Here is a 15489-nt window from a genome sequence, read left to right as displayed (position 1 = left end):
GACAAACTAACTGGTGGCGCTTACACTGAAACTATATTAACCGGAGGTGTTTAGTAACATGGCTATGCCGAGTGAAAACGTGAGTAATATGAACAACCAAGATCCTAACAACAACGGCATCTGGGCAAAAATTATGGAGATTAAGGTAGGAGTTCTACCATTACCTTTGTATATTTTTATTGCTGCAGCCGTATTTTTAGCTGCTTATTTTAATGAGCTTCCAAGCGATATGATTGGTGGATTCGCCGTCATTATGGTTATTGGAATGCTGCTTGGAGATATAGGACTAAAAACGCCTATTCTTAAAGATATCGGTGGACCGGCTATCTTATCCTTACTATTGCCTTCAGTCGCAGTATTTTTAGGATGGTTTAACGCACCTGCTATTGATGCAGTTGATACATTAATGAGTACATCCAACTTCTTATATGCCTACATTGCTGTTCTTGTAGTAGGTAGTATCTTAGGTATGAGTCGTGTGGTTCTTCTTCAAGGCTTTGCCAGAATGTTTATTCCACTTGTAGCAGGTACACTTAGTGCAATTGCTGCCGGACTTATTGTAGGTTCACTATTTGGATATGAGTTATATCATACATTCTTCTTTATTATTGTACCCATCATTTCAGGTGGAATTGGCGAAGGAATTCTTCCGCTTTCTATCTCATATGCAACGATGATTGATCAACCTTCAACAGAACTTCTTGCTCAATTAGTGCCAGCAGCTATTATTGGGAACATTGTTGCGATCATTTGTGCAGGAATGATGAAAAAGCTTGGGGAAAAACGCCCTGACCTTAATGGTAATGGCGTACTAGTTCGTGCAAAAGGTGCGAATGATGTCTTTACAGAAAAACAAAAAGAGGCTCCTGTAGATTTCCGTCTGATGGGTGCCGGTGTGCTAGTAGCATGTACATTCTTTATCTTTGGTGGGGTTCTTGAAGGCTGGGTAGGAATCTCTGGTGCTGTTCTTATGATTGTATTGGCCGCACTTGTAAAAGTCCTTAACATTATGCCAGCTCAAATGGAGCTTGGTTCACATCAGCTTTATAAGTTCGTTTCATCATCATTTACTTGGCCATTAATGGTTGGACTAGGAATTATGTTTATTCCATTGGAAAGTGTAGCAGCTGTATTCTCTATTTCTTACGTTATTATCTGTGCGTCCGTTGTCCTTGCAATGGTTGGTTGTGGTTTCTTTGTAGGTAAGCTTATGAACATGTACCCAATTGAAGCCGCTATTGTAACGGGTTGTCACAGTGGTTTAGGTGGAACTGGTGATGTTGCCATTCTTTCAGCATCAAATCGCATGGGTCTTATGCCATTTGCTCAAATCTCAACACGTCTTGGTGGAGCTGCAACCGTTATTGGTGCCACACTCCTTATGAGATTTTTTGTAGGATAAGTATGAAAAGAAAAAAGAGATCAATGACATTGTCATTGATCTCTTTTTTAGGTTTGTTGTTTCTTATCATTCATTAAACTGTGATATAAGTGATCAATCTCAGCCATACTTAGTTCAAACAGATGGCGATTTTTTAATTTGAAGACACCTAATTCAATGATTCGAGAGATTAGGTGATCTCTGCGATCTGGTTCAGAAGAAAACTTGTTCATAAGTCACCTCTCTATTTTATTTTTGTCATGTATTGTGGTCAGATCTGATAGAATACTTCGTTTTTTTCCGTTAAAGTTAAACTGGTGAATGCAACATACATCCACACTTTCCTGTTGTTTAAACTCATCCGTAAGATTAATCAATTGATTCTCATACTGAACCAACCAGCTGACTTCTACCAATCTTTTTGATCCGTCTGCATAGCAAGCAACTGCTTGATTGGGCAAGTGTAGTGGATTCTTGTTCAGTATCGGCAAATCCTGAGCCTCAAGTTCTAGTGGAACGTTTTTAATATGCTGAATGCAATCCGTAATTAAGCCAGAAAAACCTAAGGACCAATACATGTATAGCTCTTTCTTGGTGGTTAAAGTCCAGGTAAACATTCGCAAATGAACACTTGAGTCATTCATGTTAAGGCGTCTTGGTACTCTGCGCATTTTTACATTCAAGGAGGCTTGTGTGTGTTTCAGGGTTTGTTTTACTTTAGCCTGGGATAACTGATTCTTAGACCATTTATTGTGTGTATAAAGTAGGCTAATACCGATGGATCGATTCAAGGTTTGAACGTTTGTTAGAGATACTGGATCAAAGCTTTGTATATGTACTCGTTGCTCCATTTGTAGAGATTCAACCATTCGCACAATTGGCAGTACGGTGTGTCTTTCTTTAATCTCAATCAACAAAAGCTGCGGTGAGTGTTGATAGTGCTTAAGAAAGGTCTCTAACTCAACAACAGGATGAATATCCTTTAACTGATTAAGTGTATAGGATGACACGAATCCTTTTTTTGAGGTGGTTCGGTTAATATCTGGGTCATGAAAAAGGATCAGCTTCTTATCCTTGGTTTCACGTATGTCGGTTTCTAAAACGTCTGCCCCAAGTTCCACCGCTTTCTCGAAAGCAGCTAACGTATTTTCTGCATCAAGCTGAGGGGCCCCACGATGTGCTACAAAAACCGGTCGTTCCAGTAGATGAAGACGTTGGTAGGCATCAAACAATTGAGCACTATCATGTTCAATTGGACATGTGATAGCATCAACACCTGCAACATGTAACCGGTGCATATCTCGAGCATTCTCTCCATGGCTCCACACAGAAATAGCATGTTTGTGTAATCGTTTCGAGAGCGCTACAGCATGATCTGGTTGAAGCCACACCGTTCGAATACCTTCAACGTTTACATAGGCAATGAATTCATTTGTATTCCAACTATATTCATTTATTTGTAGGATAGGCTCGCACAAAGGGAGTTGGTTACGTGCTTCTCTTAAGATCAAGCGATCGGATGAAATAATGGCTATTTTAGAGTATTGATGAGAAATCAAGCTTTCATGGATGAACCGAAAGCGTTCTTCATTCTCTATATGAAAGACAATGGTGCAAGTAGTAGTCATCAATTGGTGTATATGTTCAAGAGTTAATTCTTGAACTATATCCCAAGACAGTAAGATTCCTGAGGACAGAGCTTTTGTGGATGGAAGTTTCTCAATTTCATTGAGTTGAATAATGGGGCGTGGCTTATTTTCTTCAAAACGCGAGATTTTTGCCCTCTTCTTCTGAAACATTTTTATTACCCCAGCTTCCGTTGATGTTCATACTTCACTTATTATTACCCTAATTATTTGTATAAGAAACATAATTAATTTTACTAATAAAAAGGTTTGTCAAACGCGGTCAAACTATGTAGAATTAGCTCATTGTATTGAATGAAGAGGGGATAAGAATGAATCACAAAAGAAACTGGTTATGGCTAAGTTTAAGTACATTTTGTCTTTTTATATTTCTTTCTTTTACATATAATTCGTATTACTTACAAGCGATTGATGTATATGTTGTTGAGGGGGTTCCGTCTCTTCGAAATGATTGGATGACAGAGTTTATGCTTTTATTAGCCTGGGTCGGTGGAACTCGTGTCATGGCTGTTCTCACATTGTGTCTGATGCTCTTTTTAGTGTACAAAGAAAAAAGGATAAAGGCTGCGCTTTTACCCGCTTTAGTTATGGGAGGCACAGCTATTTTAAATGTTGTGGCTAAACAACTCATTAACAGATCAAGGCCTGATATAAACTATCTATTAGATCAACCAGGGTTCAGCTTTCCAAGTGGCCACACGATGGCTGCTGTCTCTCTATGTGGCTTATGTATCTATTTACTTTGCAAAAATATGAGAGCAGGTGCAGCACGTTTGAGTCTGATAGTCGCTGCAAGTATCTTAGTGATCCTGATGGGTATTAGCAGAATGTATTTAGGGGTACACTTCTTTACAGATATCGTCGGTGGAGTATTGTTCAGTTTTACCTGGGTAGTGGTTGCAATCGTAATAAATGATAAAATATTGGGTCAAATGAATAAGGGAGAGACAGGTTCTACTTAATCTTTTGTTTATAGATAAAATTTCCAATTAACTAAACGTATCTACCTAATCATTTATTCATTTACTGAGTGTCGACATGTTGATAACGGATAGGCTATCAGTAGAGGGTATCTCGGAGGTACATCAACGGTTAGATCATTTAGTAAGATTCCTATATTCAAAAAAAACAACGCGATTTCGACAAATTTGAAATCGTGTTGTTTATTTTTTTTGTGAGAGGGTATATTAACTGAGTAATTTGACTCATGTTGTAGAACGTTCTTATGTCTTAGGTTATTTCTTTGGAATTAAGTCAAAGATTTTGCCGCTCTCGAATATTTCAGTGACCTCAGCTAACCAATTATAGTAGTTCTCGGCATGTTGAAGTTTTTCTAAATCTCCTGCTAGTGTATCCAAGCTATCTTGGTCTTCTGATTCATTCACTTGTTCTATTTCATGAAGAGCAGCCCTCATCTGATGCACGGCTTGAAGATTATTCTCTACAGATGTTTTCCATCTCTTCACAAACACAGTTGAGAATGATTTGTACCAATCATCAACCGGTTGATAAAGGTCTTTACGAACGCCCTTTTGCCATGCTTTATCTACCATATTTGCTTCCATAAGTACTCTGATTCCAGTGCTCATGCTGGTTTTGCTCATACCAAGCGACTGGCTCATTTCATCTAATGTCATTGGATGATCAGCAAACAAGACTGTACCATATAAACGGCCGATGGATTCAGATATACCGTATAGGTGCATGTTCTGTGAAAGCTCATGGATGAAATTCTCACGTGTTTGTTTAATCTGATCACATGTTTCTGACGGACGTTTTACCATGTTTCGTGCCCCCCTTATCTTACTCATACTAAAGTGTAGCAGATAATATGAGGCGGAAGAACTGATTAATGTAAGACGATAACAGAGGAATAAGGAGGATATGAAAGGATTACCAACTTTTATTGCGTACAGTTTAAACTGTACATAAAATACAATCAATACGTCCAATATATCAAAATTGCTCTATATAAATTAAAAATGTATAGTTAGAGAGTTGAATATTACAGGACGATGACAAAGAGGTGAATAGTCTGTGGCGAAGATTAAAGTTGAAGGACTGACAAAAGTCTTTGGAAAGAAGCCAAAACGTGCCTTGGACTTACTTGCAGAGAAGAAAAGTAAGGATGACATACTGAAAGAAACAGGAATGACAGTCGGTGTTAACCAAGCAAGCTTTGAAGTACAAGACGGTGAAATATTTGTAATCATGGGCCTATCAGGTAGTGGGAAGTCAACGATCGTTCGTTTATTGAATCGATTGATTGAGCCAACTACAGGTAGTGTCATGATTGATGGGGACGATCTTGCAACAATGGATGATAAGAAACTCCGTGAAGCAAGACGTAAGAAAATGAGTATGGTGTTCCAAAAGTTCGGTTTATTCCCGAACCGCACCATTCTTGAAAATGTAGAGTACGGTCTTGAAATTCAAGGTGTACCTAAAGGAAAAAGAAGAGAGACAGCTACAACATCTTTAAATTTAGTTGGACTTAAAGGGTATGAAGCCAGTTACCCAAGTCAACTTTCTGGTGGGATGCAGCAGCGTGTTGGATTAGCAAGAGCACTAGCTAATGACCCGGATGTTCTATTGATGGATGAAGCATTCTCAGCACTTGATCCATTAATTCGTAAAGATATGCAAGATGAACTTCTTGATCTTCAAGAAACCATGAAGAAAACCATCATCTTTATTACACATGATTTAGATGAAGCGTTACGCATTGGTGATCGCATTATGATTATGAAGGATGGAGCGGTTGTTCAAATCGGTTCACCTGAAGATATACTTACAAATCCAGAGAATGATTACGTAGAGAAATTCGTTGAGGACGTCGATCGCTCTAAAGTATTTACAGCGGAGAATGTGATGATTCGCCCAGAGACTGTGAACTTTGAGAAGGACGGACCACGTGTTGCCTTGCAGCGTATGAAGGATGCTGGAATTTCAAGTATCTTTGTTACAAGACGTAACAAAGAACTAGTAGGAATTGTTCATGCGAAAGAAGTGGCAGATCTTATTAAAACAGGTGAAACTTCAATTGAATCGATTGTTAAAAACGATATTGCTAGGGTGACACCAGAAACCACGCTTTCTGATCTATTTGAGCAGGTATCAACAAGCCCTGTGCCACTCGCAGTTGTAAGTGATAATAAATTACGCGGAATTATTGTTAGAGGAGCTGTCCTAGGAGCTCTGTCTGGAAGTGAGGTTGATTTTGATGGATATACTACCACGTCTACCCCTGTCTGATTGGATTGATTGGATCGTTGATTGGATTAAAGGAAATGGTGTTTTTAATGCTATTTTTACTGGAATCCGTAACTTAATTGGGATGACTGTAGATGGAATTGGCTGGTTATTAGCCTTACCTCCATCTTGGCTACTTATTATTCTTATTACAGTAGGTACATTTTTGCTTCATAAGAAAAAATGGGGTCTCGCATTATTTGTATTAATTGGATTACTGTTAATAGATAATCTTCAATATTGGAGTCAAATGATTGATACGTTATCACTTGTATTAACAGCTGGACTTATATCAATTATTGTAGGAATTCCCGTAGGTATTTGGATGGCAAAAAGTTCAATTGTCGAAAGTATTTTCAAGCCGATCCTTGATTTTATGCAGACGATGCCTGCATTTGTATACTTAATTCCTGCTGTTGCTTTCTTCGGAGTTGGAATGGTACCAGGGGTTGTTGCATCCGTTATTTTTGCAATGCCACCAACGGTTCGTCTTACTAATTTAGGAATTCGCCAAGTATCAACTGAATTAGTTGAAGCAGCAGATGCGTTTGGATCTACTGGTTCACAAAAACTATTTAAGGTTGAATTACCGATGGCTCGAGGCACGATTATGGCTGGTGTAAACCAAAGTATAATGCTTGCTCTATCAATGGTCGTTATTGCTGCTATGATTGGAGCACGTGGTCTTGGTCAGTCTGTGTATACAGCTGTTGGACAAAATAATGTCGGTATTGGTTTTGAAACAGGTCTTGCCATTGTTATCGTAGCTATCGTTCTTGACCGTTTAACTCAGGTGTTTAACAACAATGGTAATCAAGGACATTAATTTATTCTTCGGAATTGATTAAAATATATATAAAGATAAAAGGAGAGGTACAATTATGAAAATGGACCCTAAAAAGTTAGGACTTGCAATTGGTTTAACGTCTGTTCTAGCACTTGCAGCTTGTGGAGACAGTAACGATGGAGATGCAGAAGGTGGTAGTGCTGCTGATGTGTCTGATCTAAATGAAATCACTGGTATTGATGGTGGAGCAGGTATCATGGCTGCAACTGAAAGAGCAATCGAAGCTTACGATTTAGATCTTCCGCTACAAGTAAGCTCAGGTGCTGCTATGACTGAAGCTCTAGCTAATGCTATCGCTAACGAAGAGGCAATTGTAGTAACTGGTTGGACACCACATTGGAAATTTGGTACGTATGATTTGAAGTATTTAGATGATCCAGAAGGTATTTATGGAGATGCTGAGAATATTCATACATTCACGCGTGAAGGATTAGAAGACGATGCTCCAGAAGCTAACATGGTTTTAGATAACTTCTACTGGACAGAAGATGATATGAATGAAGTAATGGTTGCTATCCAAGATGGTACGGATCCTGAAGAAGCCGCTGCTGATTGGGTCGATGGTCATTCGGACGTTGTTTCTGAGTGGACTGATGGAGTCGATCAAGTGAATGGTGAGAGTGTCTCTCTTGCATATGTTTCATGGGACTCTGAAATTGCTTCGACAAACGTTGTGAAAACAGTACTTGAGTCAATCGGATATGAAGTAGAAATTTCTCCAATGGAAAGTGCGTACATGTGGACTGCTATTGCCGAGGGTGAGCAAGATGCAATGGTTGCTGGTTGGTTGCCACTAACACATGAAGCGTTCTATGAAGATTATAAAGATCAAATCGTAGATCTTGGAGTTAACTTTGAAGGTGCAAAAACCGGATTAGTTGTTCCAGAATATATGGATATTGATTCAATCGAAGATTTGAAATCAGAATAAAAAGCTTTATACTAAAGAGTGCTAGCCATCAGGCTATGCACTCTTTTTTAAGGAAGGAAATAGGTTATGCTGTTTGGTGAAGGCAATGGAGCTTGGATTTTTATCGTAAGTATACTAGTAGTGGGCGGTCTTGTCTGGCTGGTTCTACGTCTAAAAAAGAAAAAAAGATACGATGTTGCAAAGATTACGTTAAAGGATATAGATGCTATGTCAGGTCATGACTTTGAAGACTATTTGCAGGTTTTGTTCACTGCCATAGGGTATGAAACCTATCTAACGAAGAAAAGCCGTGACTATGGAGCAGATTTGTTATTCATAAACGAGCAGGGGAGTAAGATCATAGTACAAGCCAAACGATACCAAGCAAAATTAGGTTTGACTTCTGTTCAGGAAATATTCGCTGCTAAATCTTACTATCAAGCAGACGCAGCGCTAATTATTACCTCCGCTGAAGACGTCACAGACTCTTGTTGGAAACTGGCAGGAGCAACAGATGTAAGCTTTCTTATGAGAGAAGAACTTGAGGAAATCCTGAAGTTTTGTAAGCATGGAAAAATGGAAAAAGCACGCGACGTTGTTGACAACCCTCAATTACCAGAGATGACAAAACAAGAAGGAATGCTTGAAGCAGTGCACACCTCAAGGAGCAGAATTGAAGCCGGAGAGTATTTCTATAAAAAATAAAAAGTACATATAATGAAGAAAGTAGGAGCATAAACATTCAACTTGTTCATAAAAATCAATTGATCAAAAAAACCCCACCTTTTAAACACACAGAAAGCCACTAAAGATTAATACTGTAGTGGCTCTCTAAACGTTTGAAGGTGTTTTTTCTATTCCAATGTCTTCTAACTATGCTCTATCTCAGCGGACGGGATGGGAGTCCGACTCCAGCAGGAGGAAAGGGCAGGTGGAAATCCACCGGCATAGCCGGTTAGTTCCACGCCCGCCTGCGGAAAGCGTGCCCCCATACCGGTAGCGAGGCCAGAACACTTATTACTGGCTACAAACTACACATTGCTCTTAATTAGACAAAGCTCCAGGACGACTAATCTTATCGCCAATTTTCGCGATAATAGGTTCCAATGACTGTTGATCCTGTAAAAGGTCATACTCATTGATGTTTATCTTTAGAACCGGACAGGCATCAAACTCAGCAATCCATTTCTGGTAGCGTCCGTACATCTCTTCCCAATAGGAAAGTGGGGTCTGCTTTTCCATTTCCCGTCCTCGAAGTTGAATTCGACTCAAGATATCTTCTAGGCTACCATCTAAGTATATTAACAAATTTGGATGTGGGAAATAGGGAGTCATGACCATCGCGTCAAACAGACTCTTATACGTAGCATAATCGACCCCAGACATTGTGCCTTTATCTGCATGCATCTTGGCAAAAATACCTGTGTCTTCATAAATAGAGCGATCTTGAATAAAGTTTCCACCAGCTTCAAACATAAGCTTCTGCTCTTTAAATCGTTCCGCTAAAAAATAGATTTGTAGATGAAAGCTCCAGCGTTCAAAATCAGCATAGAACTTGTCCAAATATGGGTTATTATCCACTTGCTCATAGGAAGTGCGAAACCCTAATTCAGAAGCCAATGCTTTGGTTAATGTAGATTTACCGACTCCAACGGTACCAGCAACGGTGATTAATGCATGATCAGGGATGTTATATTTCTCTCGTAAGTTCAATGTGGTGAGCTCCTTATTATGAAATCTCTCGAATTAAATGATATATGTACTCAAGATCCTCAGTTTTTTCAACATAATCGTATTGATCTCCATCTATTTTAACAATCGGTACATGAGGATACATTGCAGCCATGGAAGAGATGGCATCTTCATAATCAAAAATAAGCTGTTGTAGATATTCAGGATCAATATGCTGTTCAATACTTCGCCCACGTTGATTAATACGTTTTAATAAAGTAGAAAGACTAGCATGAATATAAACAATGACTGTAGGTTCAGGCACTTCCTCCGTTAAAATATTATAGATTCGGATATACTTATCCAACTGCTCAGCCGGCAACGTACGTCGAGCAAAAATTAAGTTTTTAAAAATATGATAATCGGCTACAACGGGTACACCAACCTGTAGTTTTTTGGCGGTATCCTCCAGCTGTTTATAGCGATTACAGAGGAAGAACATTTCAGTTTGAAAGCTCCATTCCTCGATGTTTTCATAAAACTTGCCGAGGAATGGATTCTCTTCCACAATCTCAGTGAGACTGGCAAAGCCAAACTCAGCAGCAAGTAATTTTGTTAGGGTGGTTTTACCCACCCCAATGGGTCCTTCAACTACGATAAACGGTGTATGTTCAGACATCTTATTTCCCCTTATAACTTGGTATATAATCTTAGATGACTTTTGTGGTCCAATCTTCACAGTTCCATATGTCTGTGACCAATCCTTCATAAAACTCAGGTTCGTGGCAGATTAATAAAACCGTTCCTTTGTACTCTTGTAGGGCTCTTTTTAATTCTGCTTTTGCATCAACATCAAGGTGATTGGTTGGCTCATCCAATATAAGAATGTTCGTTTGACTGTTCATTAGCTTGCAAAGACGTACTTTTGCTTTCTCTCCACCACTCAACACCATAATTTTGCTCTCGATATGTTTAGTCGTGAGGCCACATCTAGCTAATGCAGAACGTACTTCTTGCTGAGTAAATGATGGGAATGTGTCCCATATTTCCTCGATACATGTCTTATTTGAATCCTTTACCTCTTGTTCAAAGTAACCGACTTCTTGGTAATCACCTCTAATGACATTTCCAGAAAGAGGCTCAATTAATCTTAGTAGACTCTTTAATAAGGTTGTTTTACCAATACCATTCGCACCTGTTAAGGCAATCTTTGAATTGCGTATTAACTCGAGATCTAAGGGTCTTGTTAATGGTTCGTCATAACCAATAACTAAGTCTTTTGCCTCAAATATATATTTAGAAGGTGTACGTGCAGTATGGAAATGAAAATCTGGTTTTGGTTTTTCTTTCGCAAGTTCAATGACGTCCATCTTATCTAGCTTTTTCTGACGGGACATGGCCATATTTCGAGTAGATACACGAGCTTTGTTTCGTGCTACAAAATCTTTTAGTTGAGAAATCTCTTGTTGCTGTCTTTTAAAGGCAGACTCGAGTTGTTGTTTTTTCATCTCATGTACTTCAAGAAAATGTTCATAATCCCCTACATAGCGGTTTAGTTCCTGGTTTTCCATATGATAGATCAAATTAACAACACGATTTAAGAAAGGTATATCATGAGAAATAAGAATAAAGGCATTTTCATAGTCCTGCAAATATCTTGTTAGCCAGTTAATATGTTGTTCATCAAGATAGTTTGTTGGCTCATCGAGAAGTAGGATATCTGGTTTCTCAAGTAGGAGCTTAGCTAATAAAACCTTTGTTCGTTGTCCTCCACTTAAATCTGTTACATCTTTGTCGAGTCCAATTTCTTCCAATCCAAGTCCGCGGGCAATCTCGTCCACTTTTGTATCGACAATATAAAAGTCGTTATTTGTCAGTGTATCTTGGATGACACCAACTTCTTCTAATAGCTTTTCGAGTTGTTCAGCATCGACCTCACCCATTTTTTCATATAGGGCGTTCATATCAGCTTCCATATCAAAAAGATACTTAAATGCGCCTTTCAGCACATCTCTCATGGTTTGTCCTTTTTGTAAATTGGTATGTTGATCTAAATAGCCGATACGAACATTTTTGGACCATTCAACCTTACCTTCATCTGGCATCAGTTTGCCGGTAATAATATTCATGAAGGATGATTTTCCTTCACCATTCGCACCAATTAAACCAATATGCTCTCCTTTTAATAATCGAAAAGAAACGTCTTGAAAAATAGCACGATCACCAAACCCATGGCTTAGTTTACTAACAGATAAAACACTCATCTTTAACACCCTTCTTTGCTACAATCTTTACATCCTAGTTTATCACACTCATTACTAGATGTCAGAGAGCAGCAAAAAAGCAGAATACAGTGTTTCTGCATCCTGCTTACATGAGGTTAAAATGTTGAAAGCTTCGTAAGTTTTTGTACCGTAAAGATAGCTCTTAGCCATAAAGATTCATCCTTATGTGTCTCATAATCGGCTGTGTAAATGCCATCTTCATTTGACCAGATTCGTTCAAAATACGTTCGAATGTCGTTAGCGATTTCTGCATCTGGTTCTGCTGATAGGTAAATGTTTGTTTCCAAATTAAGATCTTCAAGATTTCGACGTGTAAAATTGGCAGATCCGCTTAGAATCTGAGCTGAATCATCAGAATCAAGAAAAAGTAACTTCGGGTGATACTGTTCCTTATCTGATTCATACCAACGAATTTGAAGATTATCGTCTGTTTGATCTAATAATTGATAAGCGACAGGTTTATTAGGTAGACCAATCTTTTTGTTGCCAAATGATTCTATGTTTTGATCTAGGATGATTTGTACAGATACATTGCGATTGGCTGCGTAAACTAAGGCGTCACAAATGTTCGATTCAGACAAATACAGTAGACCGATCCAAATGGTATCTCCTTCTGCTGCTTCATTAATCATGGATAAAGCTCGCTCATGAATCTTACTTTCCGTTAAAATTTGCCCATATACGTCCGACTCTTCATCTGAAGGTTCAGAGGATGGATCATTTGTGGTGATAGACTGATTGGCTGAATAATTCGCAACGGCTTCTTCAGTGATCAATAAATCATCAACCAAACCACCTTTAAAAGCAATGGCTGTATTATTATGATAAGCACTCGCATCATGCGGGTTACCAGAGCTAATTAACCCCTCGCCATCGCTAATGATCACTTTACGATGATTAGCTTTTCCATTTAACGAGGTGAGATAGGAATGTAATGTGACGTCCTCGCCGTTTGAGCCTAATGGATTAGGTAATCCGCCCACCCATTCTAACGTACCCCATTGAAAAAACATTCTATAGATCCCTGAATAAAGCGGGTTAGAGTCTCGAAGTGTATCTAGATCACTAATGATCACTGGAATATCAGCATCGGTTAGGTTTTGAAGATGTTCTGGAAAGATCGCACTATACATTGTATTAACAGGGTCAGTGATTACGGTAATGTTAACATGTGGGTCATTTTGTTTCTTGTTGATTAGTTCGTCCGACATTTCTTTAGCTAATGCGGGGAAATTGTCTTCTTCTGCATATAGATTGTTAAACAGAAACATATCAAATAAGACAAAGTCATCAGCGCTTTGAATCATCTCTTTGATATACGTGAATATTTCCTCATCAAACATTCGCTCCTGATCTTGCTCATAAGCTAAGTCTTTTAGAAAAGTTGGTTCTATAACTGGTTTTAGTTCACTTTGGTAGGATAGATCTTCGTGAGGAAGAGGTCGATTTACACCATAAATAATAGTGCCTACATAAATAAGTACAAATAAGATTGGAATGATGACTAGTAGATGTCTTTTGCTAAAGAAATGTTTGCTCATGACCTGCTCCTTTTCGTTTATCTGACCTTACCATTCCTTTATTAAACAAGTCCTAAACAATTGATTTTTGATTACAAGCATGTGTAGAATGAACATAATCTAACCGAATACCGAAATTCGTCGAACGAAAGCTTTGAAGAAATGAAAGGAATTGCAAGTGTTTTATCGAATTAAAGAGATGGATGGCTCTAACAATGGATGAATGTGTTAGACAGAATGAAGGAGTGTCGAGATGTATCGTTTTGATGAAGTAATTGATAGAAAAGGAACAAATTCGTTGAAATGGGACGGTGTTGAAACACGTTATGGTGCAAGTGATTTGCTTCCATTATGGGTGGCAGATATGGATTTCAAAGCGCCTCAACCTGTTCTTGATGCACTAACCAAAAGAGTACAGCAAGGAGTATTTGGATATATAACACCTTCTTCTTCTGTGAACGAATCCATTGTCAACTGGGCAAGCCGTAGATATGATTGGGAAATTCATTCAAATTCAATTGTTCACACTGTTGGTATTGTGCCAACTATTAGTAATCTTGTGAAGGCTTTTATCAACCCTGGAGACGAAGTCATCATCCAAACACCGGTGTATTATCCCTTTTATGACGTAATTAAACAGAATGATCGAACAATTTTAAGAAATCCCCTTCTTCAAGATGAAAATGGTCAATTCAAAATGGATCTTACTCAGCTTGAAGAATCGATTTCAGAAAAAACAAAAATGCTTGTATTTTGTCATCCGCATAATCCCGGTGGACGTGTTTGGACAATACAAGAACTTGAGGATTTGGCTGCGATCTGTAAGAAATATGATTTGTTAGTGGTTTCTGATGAGATTCATGCAGACCTATTATTTGATGGATACAAGCATGTCCCATTTGCTTCTATTAATGAGGATATGGCAGATCGCACATTTACATGCCTAGCTCCAACAAAAACATTTAATCTTGCAGGGATTATTGCCTCTTACATTGTGGTTGAAAATAAGAAGCTTCGTCTTGATCTAAGAAGGTATTTGGAGAGTACATTTATGAACAGTCCAAATGCTTTTGCAGGAATTGCGACAGAAGTTGCTTACAATGAAGGCGAAGAATGGCTCCAAGAGTTAATGCAATATGTCCAACACAATTATCAGTTTACAGTAGATTTTATCCAGACACATATGCCTAAGGTGAAAGTAGTTAAACCTCAAGGAACCTATCTGCTTTGGCTTGATTTTAGTGAAATTCCGTTAACTGCAGATGAACGAAAGCAATGGTTGGTTGAAGAGGCAAAGGTTGCACTAAATCATGGTGCAATGTTTGGTGATGAAGGAGAGAATTTTGAGCGTTTGAATTTGGCGTGTCCACGAGAGACTTTACAAAAAGGTCTTGATCAAATCAAACATGCATATGACAATCATCAATTCTAAAAAATAGGAGTGTGTGGTGTGGAGGGCAAATGAAAAATTTAAATAATGAGATGTTGGTGGAGGCGTTTGTAAAAGCAAAAGAACTTAGCTTGAGTGAAGATTTTATTATGCTTCTACATCAAGAGCTTGAACAACGTAATTTACAGCATAAGCTAGATTCACATTTTGCAGCTTCAACCACTTAAAAACATAAGTATGACGTTGAGACAGGAAGTTGAATGCGGAATGAAAAGATCCATGTTCATTAAAAAGTCATATCGTCCACATTTGTGAATAAGTTGATGGAGAGGATGGCGCACTTTAGTCGCGATGCTTAGCTGTTAAGTTCTTGTAGAAATGGGGCATTTACTAATGACATGTAACAATTTATATGAAGAGTTGGTCGATGAATGTACGTCTAAGCTGGATAGAGAGTTAACAGTAGCAGAGAAAGACTTTATCAAGTGGATTGAGCAAAAGCAAATCGAGAATTTCTTTAAAGGAGCAAAAAGCTCGTAACAATCAAAAAAGGATAAAGAGTTCCTGTTATAGGAGCCTTTGTCCTT

The 15489-nt window shown here is 38.4% G+C and carries 16 protein-coding genes; 9 read left to right on the top strand and 7 right to left on the bottom strand.

Translation table 11 applies throughout. The features are described from left to right. Nucleotides 1–58 precede the first annotated feature (58 nt). Nucleotides 59–1402, top strand: coding sequence for a 2-hydroxycarboxylate transporter family protein (locus J2S05_RS14870; protein ID WP_370873651.1), 1344 nt, complete (start codon nucleotides 59–61; stop codon nucleotides 1400–1402). A 47-nt stretch (nucleotides 1403–1449) separates the two neighbouring features. Here J2S05_RS14870 and J2S05_RS14865 read toward each other — a convergent pair whose 3' ends face one another. Further along, a complete protein-coding gene (locus tag J2S05_RS14865; RefSeq protein ID WP_306984119.1) occupies nucleotides 1450–1614 on the bottom strand; it encodes a Fur-regulated basic protein FbpA in 165 nt (54 codons plus the stop codon). Between the two features lie 3 nt (nucleotides 1615–1617). Further along, complete coding sequence (locus J2S05_RS14860) at nucleotides 1618–3180, bottom strand: glycerophosphodiester phosphodiesterase (RefSeq protein WP_306984118.1); 1563 nt, start codon at nucleotides 3178–3180, stop codon at nucleotides 1618–1620. A gap of 158 nt (nucleotides 3181–3338) precedes the next feature. Here J2S05_RS14860 and J2S05_RS14855 point away from each other — a divergent pair, with 158 nt between their 5' ends. After that, nucleotides 3339–3989 (top strand): phosphatase PAP2 family protein, encoded by a 651-nt coding sequence (locus J2S05_RS14855; protein ID WP_306984116.1) that lies wholly within the window; start codon nucleotides 3339–3341, stop codon nucleotides 3987–3989. Between the two features lie 273 nt (nucleotides 3990–4262). Here the strand turns inward: J2S05_RS14855 and J2S05_RS14850 are convergent, their stop codons facing one another. Further along, a complete protein-coding gene (locus tag J2S05_RS14850; protein WP_306984114.1) occupies nucleotides 4263–4811 on the bottom strand; it encodes a GbsR/MarR family transcriptional regulator in 549 nt (182 codons plus the stop codon). A gap of 253 nt (nucleotides 4812–5064) precedes the next feature. Between J2S05_RS14850 and J2S05_RS14845 the strand changes: the two genes are divergently transcribed. The 4 genes from J2S05_RS14845 (at nucleotide 5065) to J2S05_RS14830 (ending at nucleotide 8741) form a co-directional block, all read left to right on the top strand. Beyond that, nucleotides 5065–6282, top strand: a complete 1218-nt coding sequence (locus J2S05_RS14845; RefSeq protein ID WP_306984112.1) for a quaternary amine ABC transporter ATP-binding protein — start codon at nucleotides 5065–5067, stop codon at nucleotides 6280–6282. Continuing rightward, nucleotides 6251–7105 (top strand): ABC transporter permease, encoded by an 855-nt coding sequence (locus tag J2S05_RS14840; RefSeq protein WP_306984110.1) that lies wholly within the window; start codon nucleotides 6251–6253, stop codon nucleotides 7103–7105. The genes J2S05_RS14845 and J2S05_RS14840 overlap by 32 nt, the downstream gene beginning before the upstream one ends. A 55-nt stretch (nucleotides 7106–7160) precedes the next feature. Continuing rightward, nucleotides 7161–8057, top strand: coding sequence for a glycine betaine ABC transporter substrate-binding protein (locus J2S05_RS14835; RefSeq protein WP_306984108.1), 897 nt, complete (start codon nucleotides 7161–7163; stop codon nucleotides 8055–8057). Nucleotides 8058–8123: 66 nt separating this feature from the next. Next, entirely contained in the window at nucleotides 8124–8741 is a 618-nt protein-coding gene (locus J2S05_RS14830; RefSeq protein WP_306984106.1) for a restriction endonuclease, read from the top strand. A gap of 339 nt (nucleotides 8742–9080) precedes the next feature. Here J2S05_RS14830 and J2S05_RS14825 read toward each other — a convergent pair whose 3' ends face one another. From J2S05_RS14825 to J2S05_RS14810, 4 genes are all read right to left on the bottom strand, one after another. Then, entirely contained in the window at nucleotides 9081–9749 is a 669-nt protein-coding gene (locus J2S05_RS14825) for a deoxynucleoside kinase (RefSeq protein ID WP_306984104.1), read from the bottom strand. A 16-nt stretch (nucleotides 9750–9765) separates the two neighbouring features. Further along, nucleotides 9766–10386: a deoxynucleoside kinase gene (locus J2S05_RS14820; protein WP_306984102.1), complete on the bottom strand. Its 621-nt coding sequence runs from the start codon at nucleotides 10384–10386 to the stop codon at nucleotides 9766–9768. 31 nt (nucleotides 10387–10417) lie between these two features. Beyond that, nucleotides 10418–11971 carry an ABC-F family ATP-binding cassette domain-containing protein gene (locus J2S05_RS14815; RefSeq protein WP_306984100.1) on the bottom strand — a complete coding sequence of 518 codons (1554 nt, stop codon included), beginning with the start codon at nucleotides 11969–11971 and terminating at the stop codon, nucleotides 10418–10420. Between the two features lie 116 nt (nucleotides 11972–12087). Further along, nucleotides 12088–13533, bottom strand: a complete 1446-nt coding sequence (locus J2S05_RS14810) for a phospholipase D-like domain-containing protein (protein ID WP_306984098.1) — start codon at nucleotides 13531–13533, stop codon at nucleotides 12088–12090. 232 nt (nucleotides 13534–13765) lie between these two features. On the opposite strand from J2S05_RS14810, the gene J2S05_RS14805 reads away from it, so the two are divergent. The 3 genes from J2S05_RS14805 (at nucleotide 13766) to J2S05_RS14795 (ending at nucleotide 15442) form a co-directional block, all read left to right on the top strand. Further along, a complete protein-coding gene (locus J2S05_RS14805) occupies nucleotides 13766–14944 on the top strand; it encodes a MalY/PatB family protein (RefSeq protein ID WP_306984096.1) in 1179 nt (392 codons plus the stop codon). A 29-nt stretch (nucleotides 14945–14973) separates the two neighbouring features. Further along, a complete protein-coding gene (locus tag J2S05_RS14800) occupies nucleotides 14974–15129 on the top strand; it encodes a sporulation histidine kinase inhibitor Sda (protein ID WP_306984094.1) in 156 nt (51 codons plus the stop codon). Nucleotides 15130–15295: 166 nt separating this feature from the next. Continuing rightward, the gene (locus tag J2S05_RS14795; protein WP_306984092.1) at nucleotides 15296–15442 is read left to right on the top strand and encodes a hypothetical protein; all 147 of its coding nucleotides are present in this window, start codon (nucleotides 15296–15298) and stop codon (nucleotides 15440–15442) included. The last annotated feature ends 47 nt before the right edge of the window (nucleotides 15443–15489 follow it).

Source organism: Alkalicoccobacillus murimartini, assembly GCF_030813245.1.
GTDB classification, from domain to species: Bacteria; Bacillota; Bacilli; order Bacillales; family Bacillaceae_D; genus Alkalicoccobacillus; species Alkalicoccobacillus murimartini.
This window is presented reverse-complemented; position numbering and strand designations above follow the sequence as displayed.

What these genes read in the sequence shown, in the direction of transcription:
- J2S05_RS14870 (WP_370873651.1), top strand. Translation starts at nt 59, where the DNA reads ATGGCTATGCCGAGTGAAAACGTGAGTAATATGAACAACCAAGATCCT.
- J2S05_RS14865 (WP_306984119.1), bottom strand. Translation starts at nt 1,614, where the DNA reads ATGAACAAGTTTTCTTCTGAACCAGATCGCAGAGATCACCTAATCTCT.
- J2S05_RS14860 (WP_306984118.1), bottom strand. Translation starts at nt 3,180, where the DNA reads ATGTTTCAGAAGAAGAGGGCAAAAATCTCGCGTTTTGAAGAAAATAAG.
- J2S05_RS14855 (WP_306984116.1), top strand. Translation starts at nt 3,339, where the DNA reads ATGAATCACAAAAGAAACTGGTTATGGCTAAGTTTAAGTACATTTTGT.
- J2S05_RS14850 (WP_306984114.1), bottom strand. Translation starts at nt 4,811, where the DNA reads ATGGTAAAACGTCCGTCAGAAACATGTGATCAGATTAAACAAACACGT.
- J2S05_RS14840 (WP_306984110.1), top strand. Translation starts at nt 6,251, where the DNA reads ATGGATATACTACCACGTCTACCCCTGTCTGATTGGATTGATTGGATC.
- J2S05_RS14835 (WP_306984108.1), top strand. Translation starts at nt 7,161, where the DNA reads ATGAAAATGGACCCTAAAAAGTTAGGACTTGCAATTGGTTTAACGTCT.
- J2S05_RS14830 (WP_306984106.1), top strand. Translation starts at nt 8,124, where the DNA reads ATGCTGTTTGGTGAAGGCAATGGAGCTTGGATTTTTATCGTAAGTATA.
- J2S05_RS14820 (WP_306984102.1), bottom strand. Translation starts at nt 10,386, where the DNA reads ATGTCTGAACATACACCGTTTATCGTAGTTGAAGGACCCATTGGGGTG.
- J2S05_RS14815 (WP_306984100.1), bottom strand. Translation starts at nt 11,971, where the DNA reads ATGAGTGTTTTATCTGTTAGTAAACTAAGCCATGGGTTTGGTGATCGT.
- J2S05_RS14810 (WP_306984098.1), bottom strand. Translation starts at nt 13,533, where the DNA reads ATGAGCAAACATTTCTTTAGCAAAAGACATCTACTAGTCATCATTCCA.
- J2S05_RS14805 (WP_306984096.1), top strand. Translation starts at nt 13,766, where the DNA reads ATGTATCGTTTTGATGAAGTAATTGATAGAAAAGGAACAAATTCGTTG.
- J2S05_RS14800 (WP_306984094.1), top strand. Translation starts at nt 14,974, where the DNA reads ATGAAAAATTTAAATAATGAGATGTTGGTGGAGGCGTTTGTAAAAGCA.
- J2S05_RS14795 (WP_306984092.1), top strand. Translation starts at nt 15,296, where the DNA reads ATGACATGTAACAATTTATATGAAGAGTTGGTCGATGAATGTACGTCT.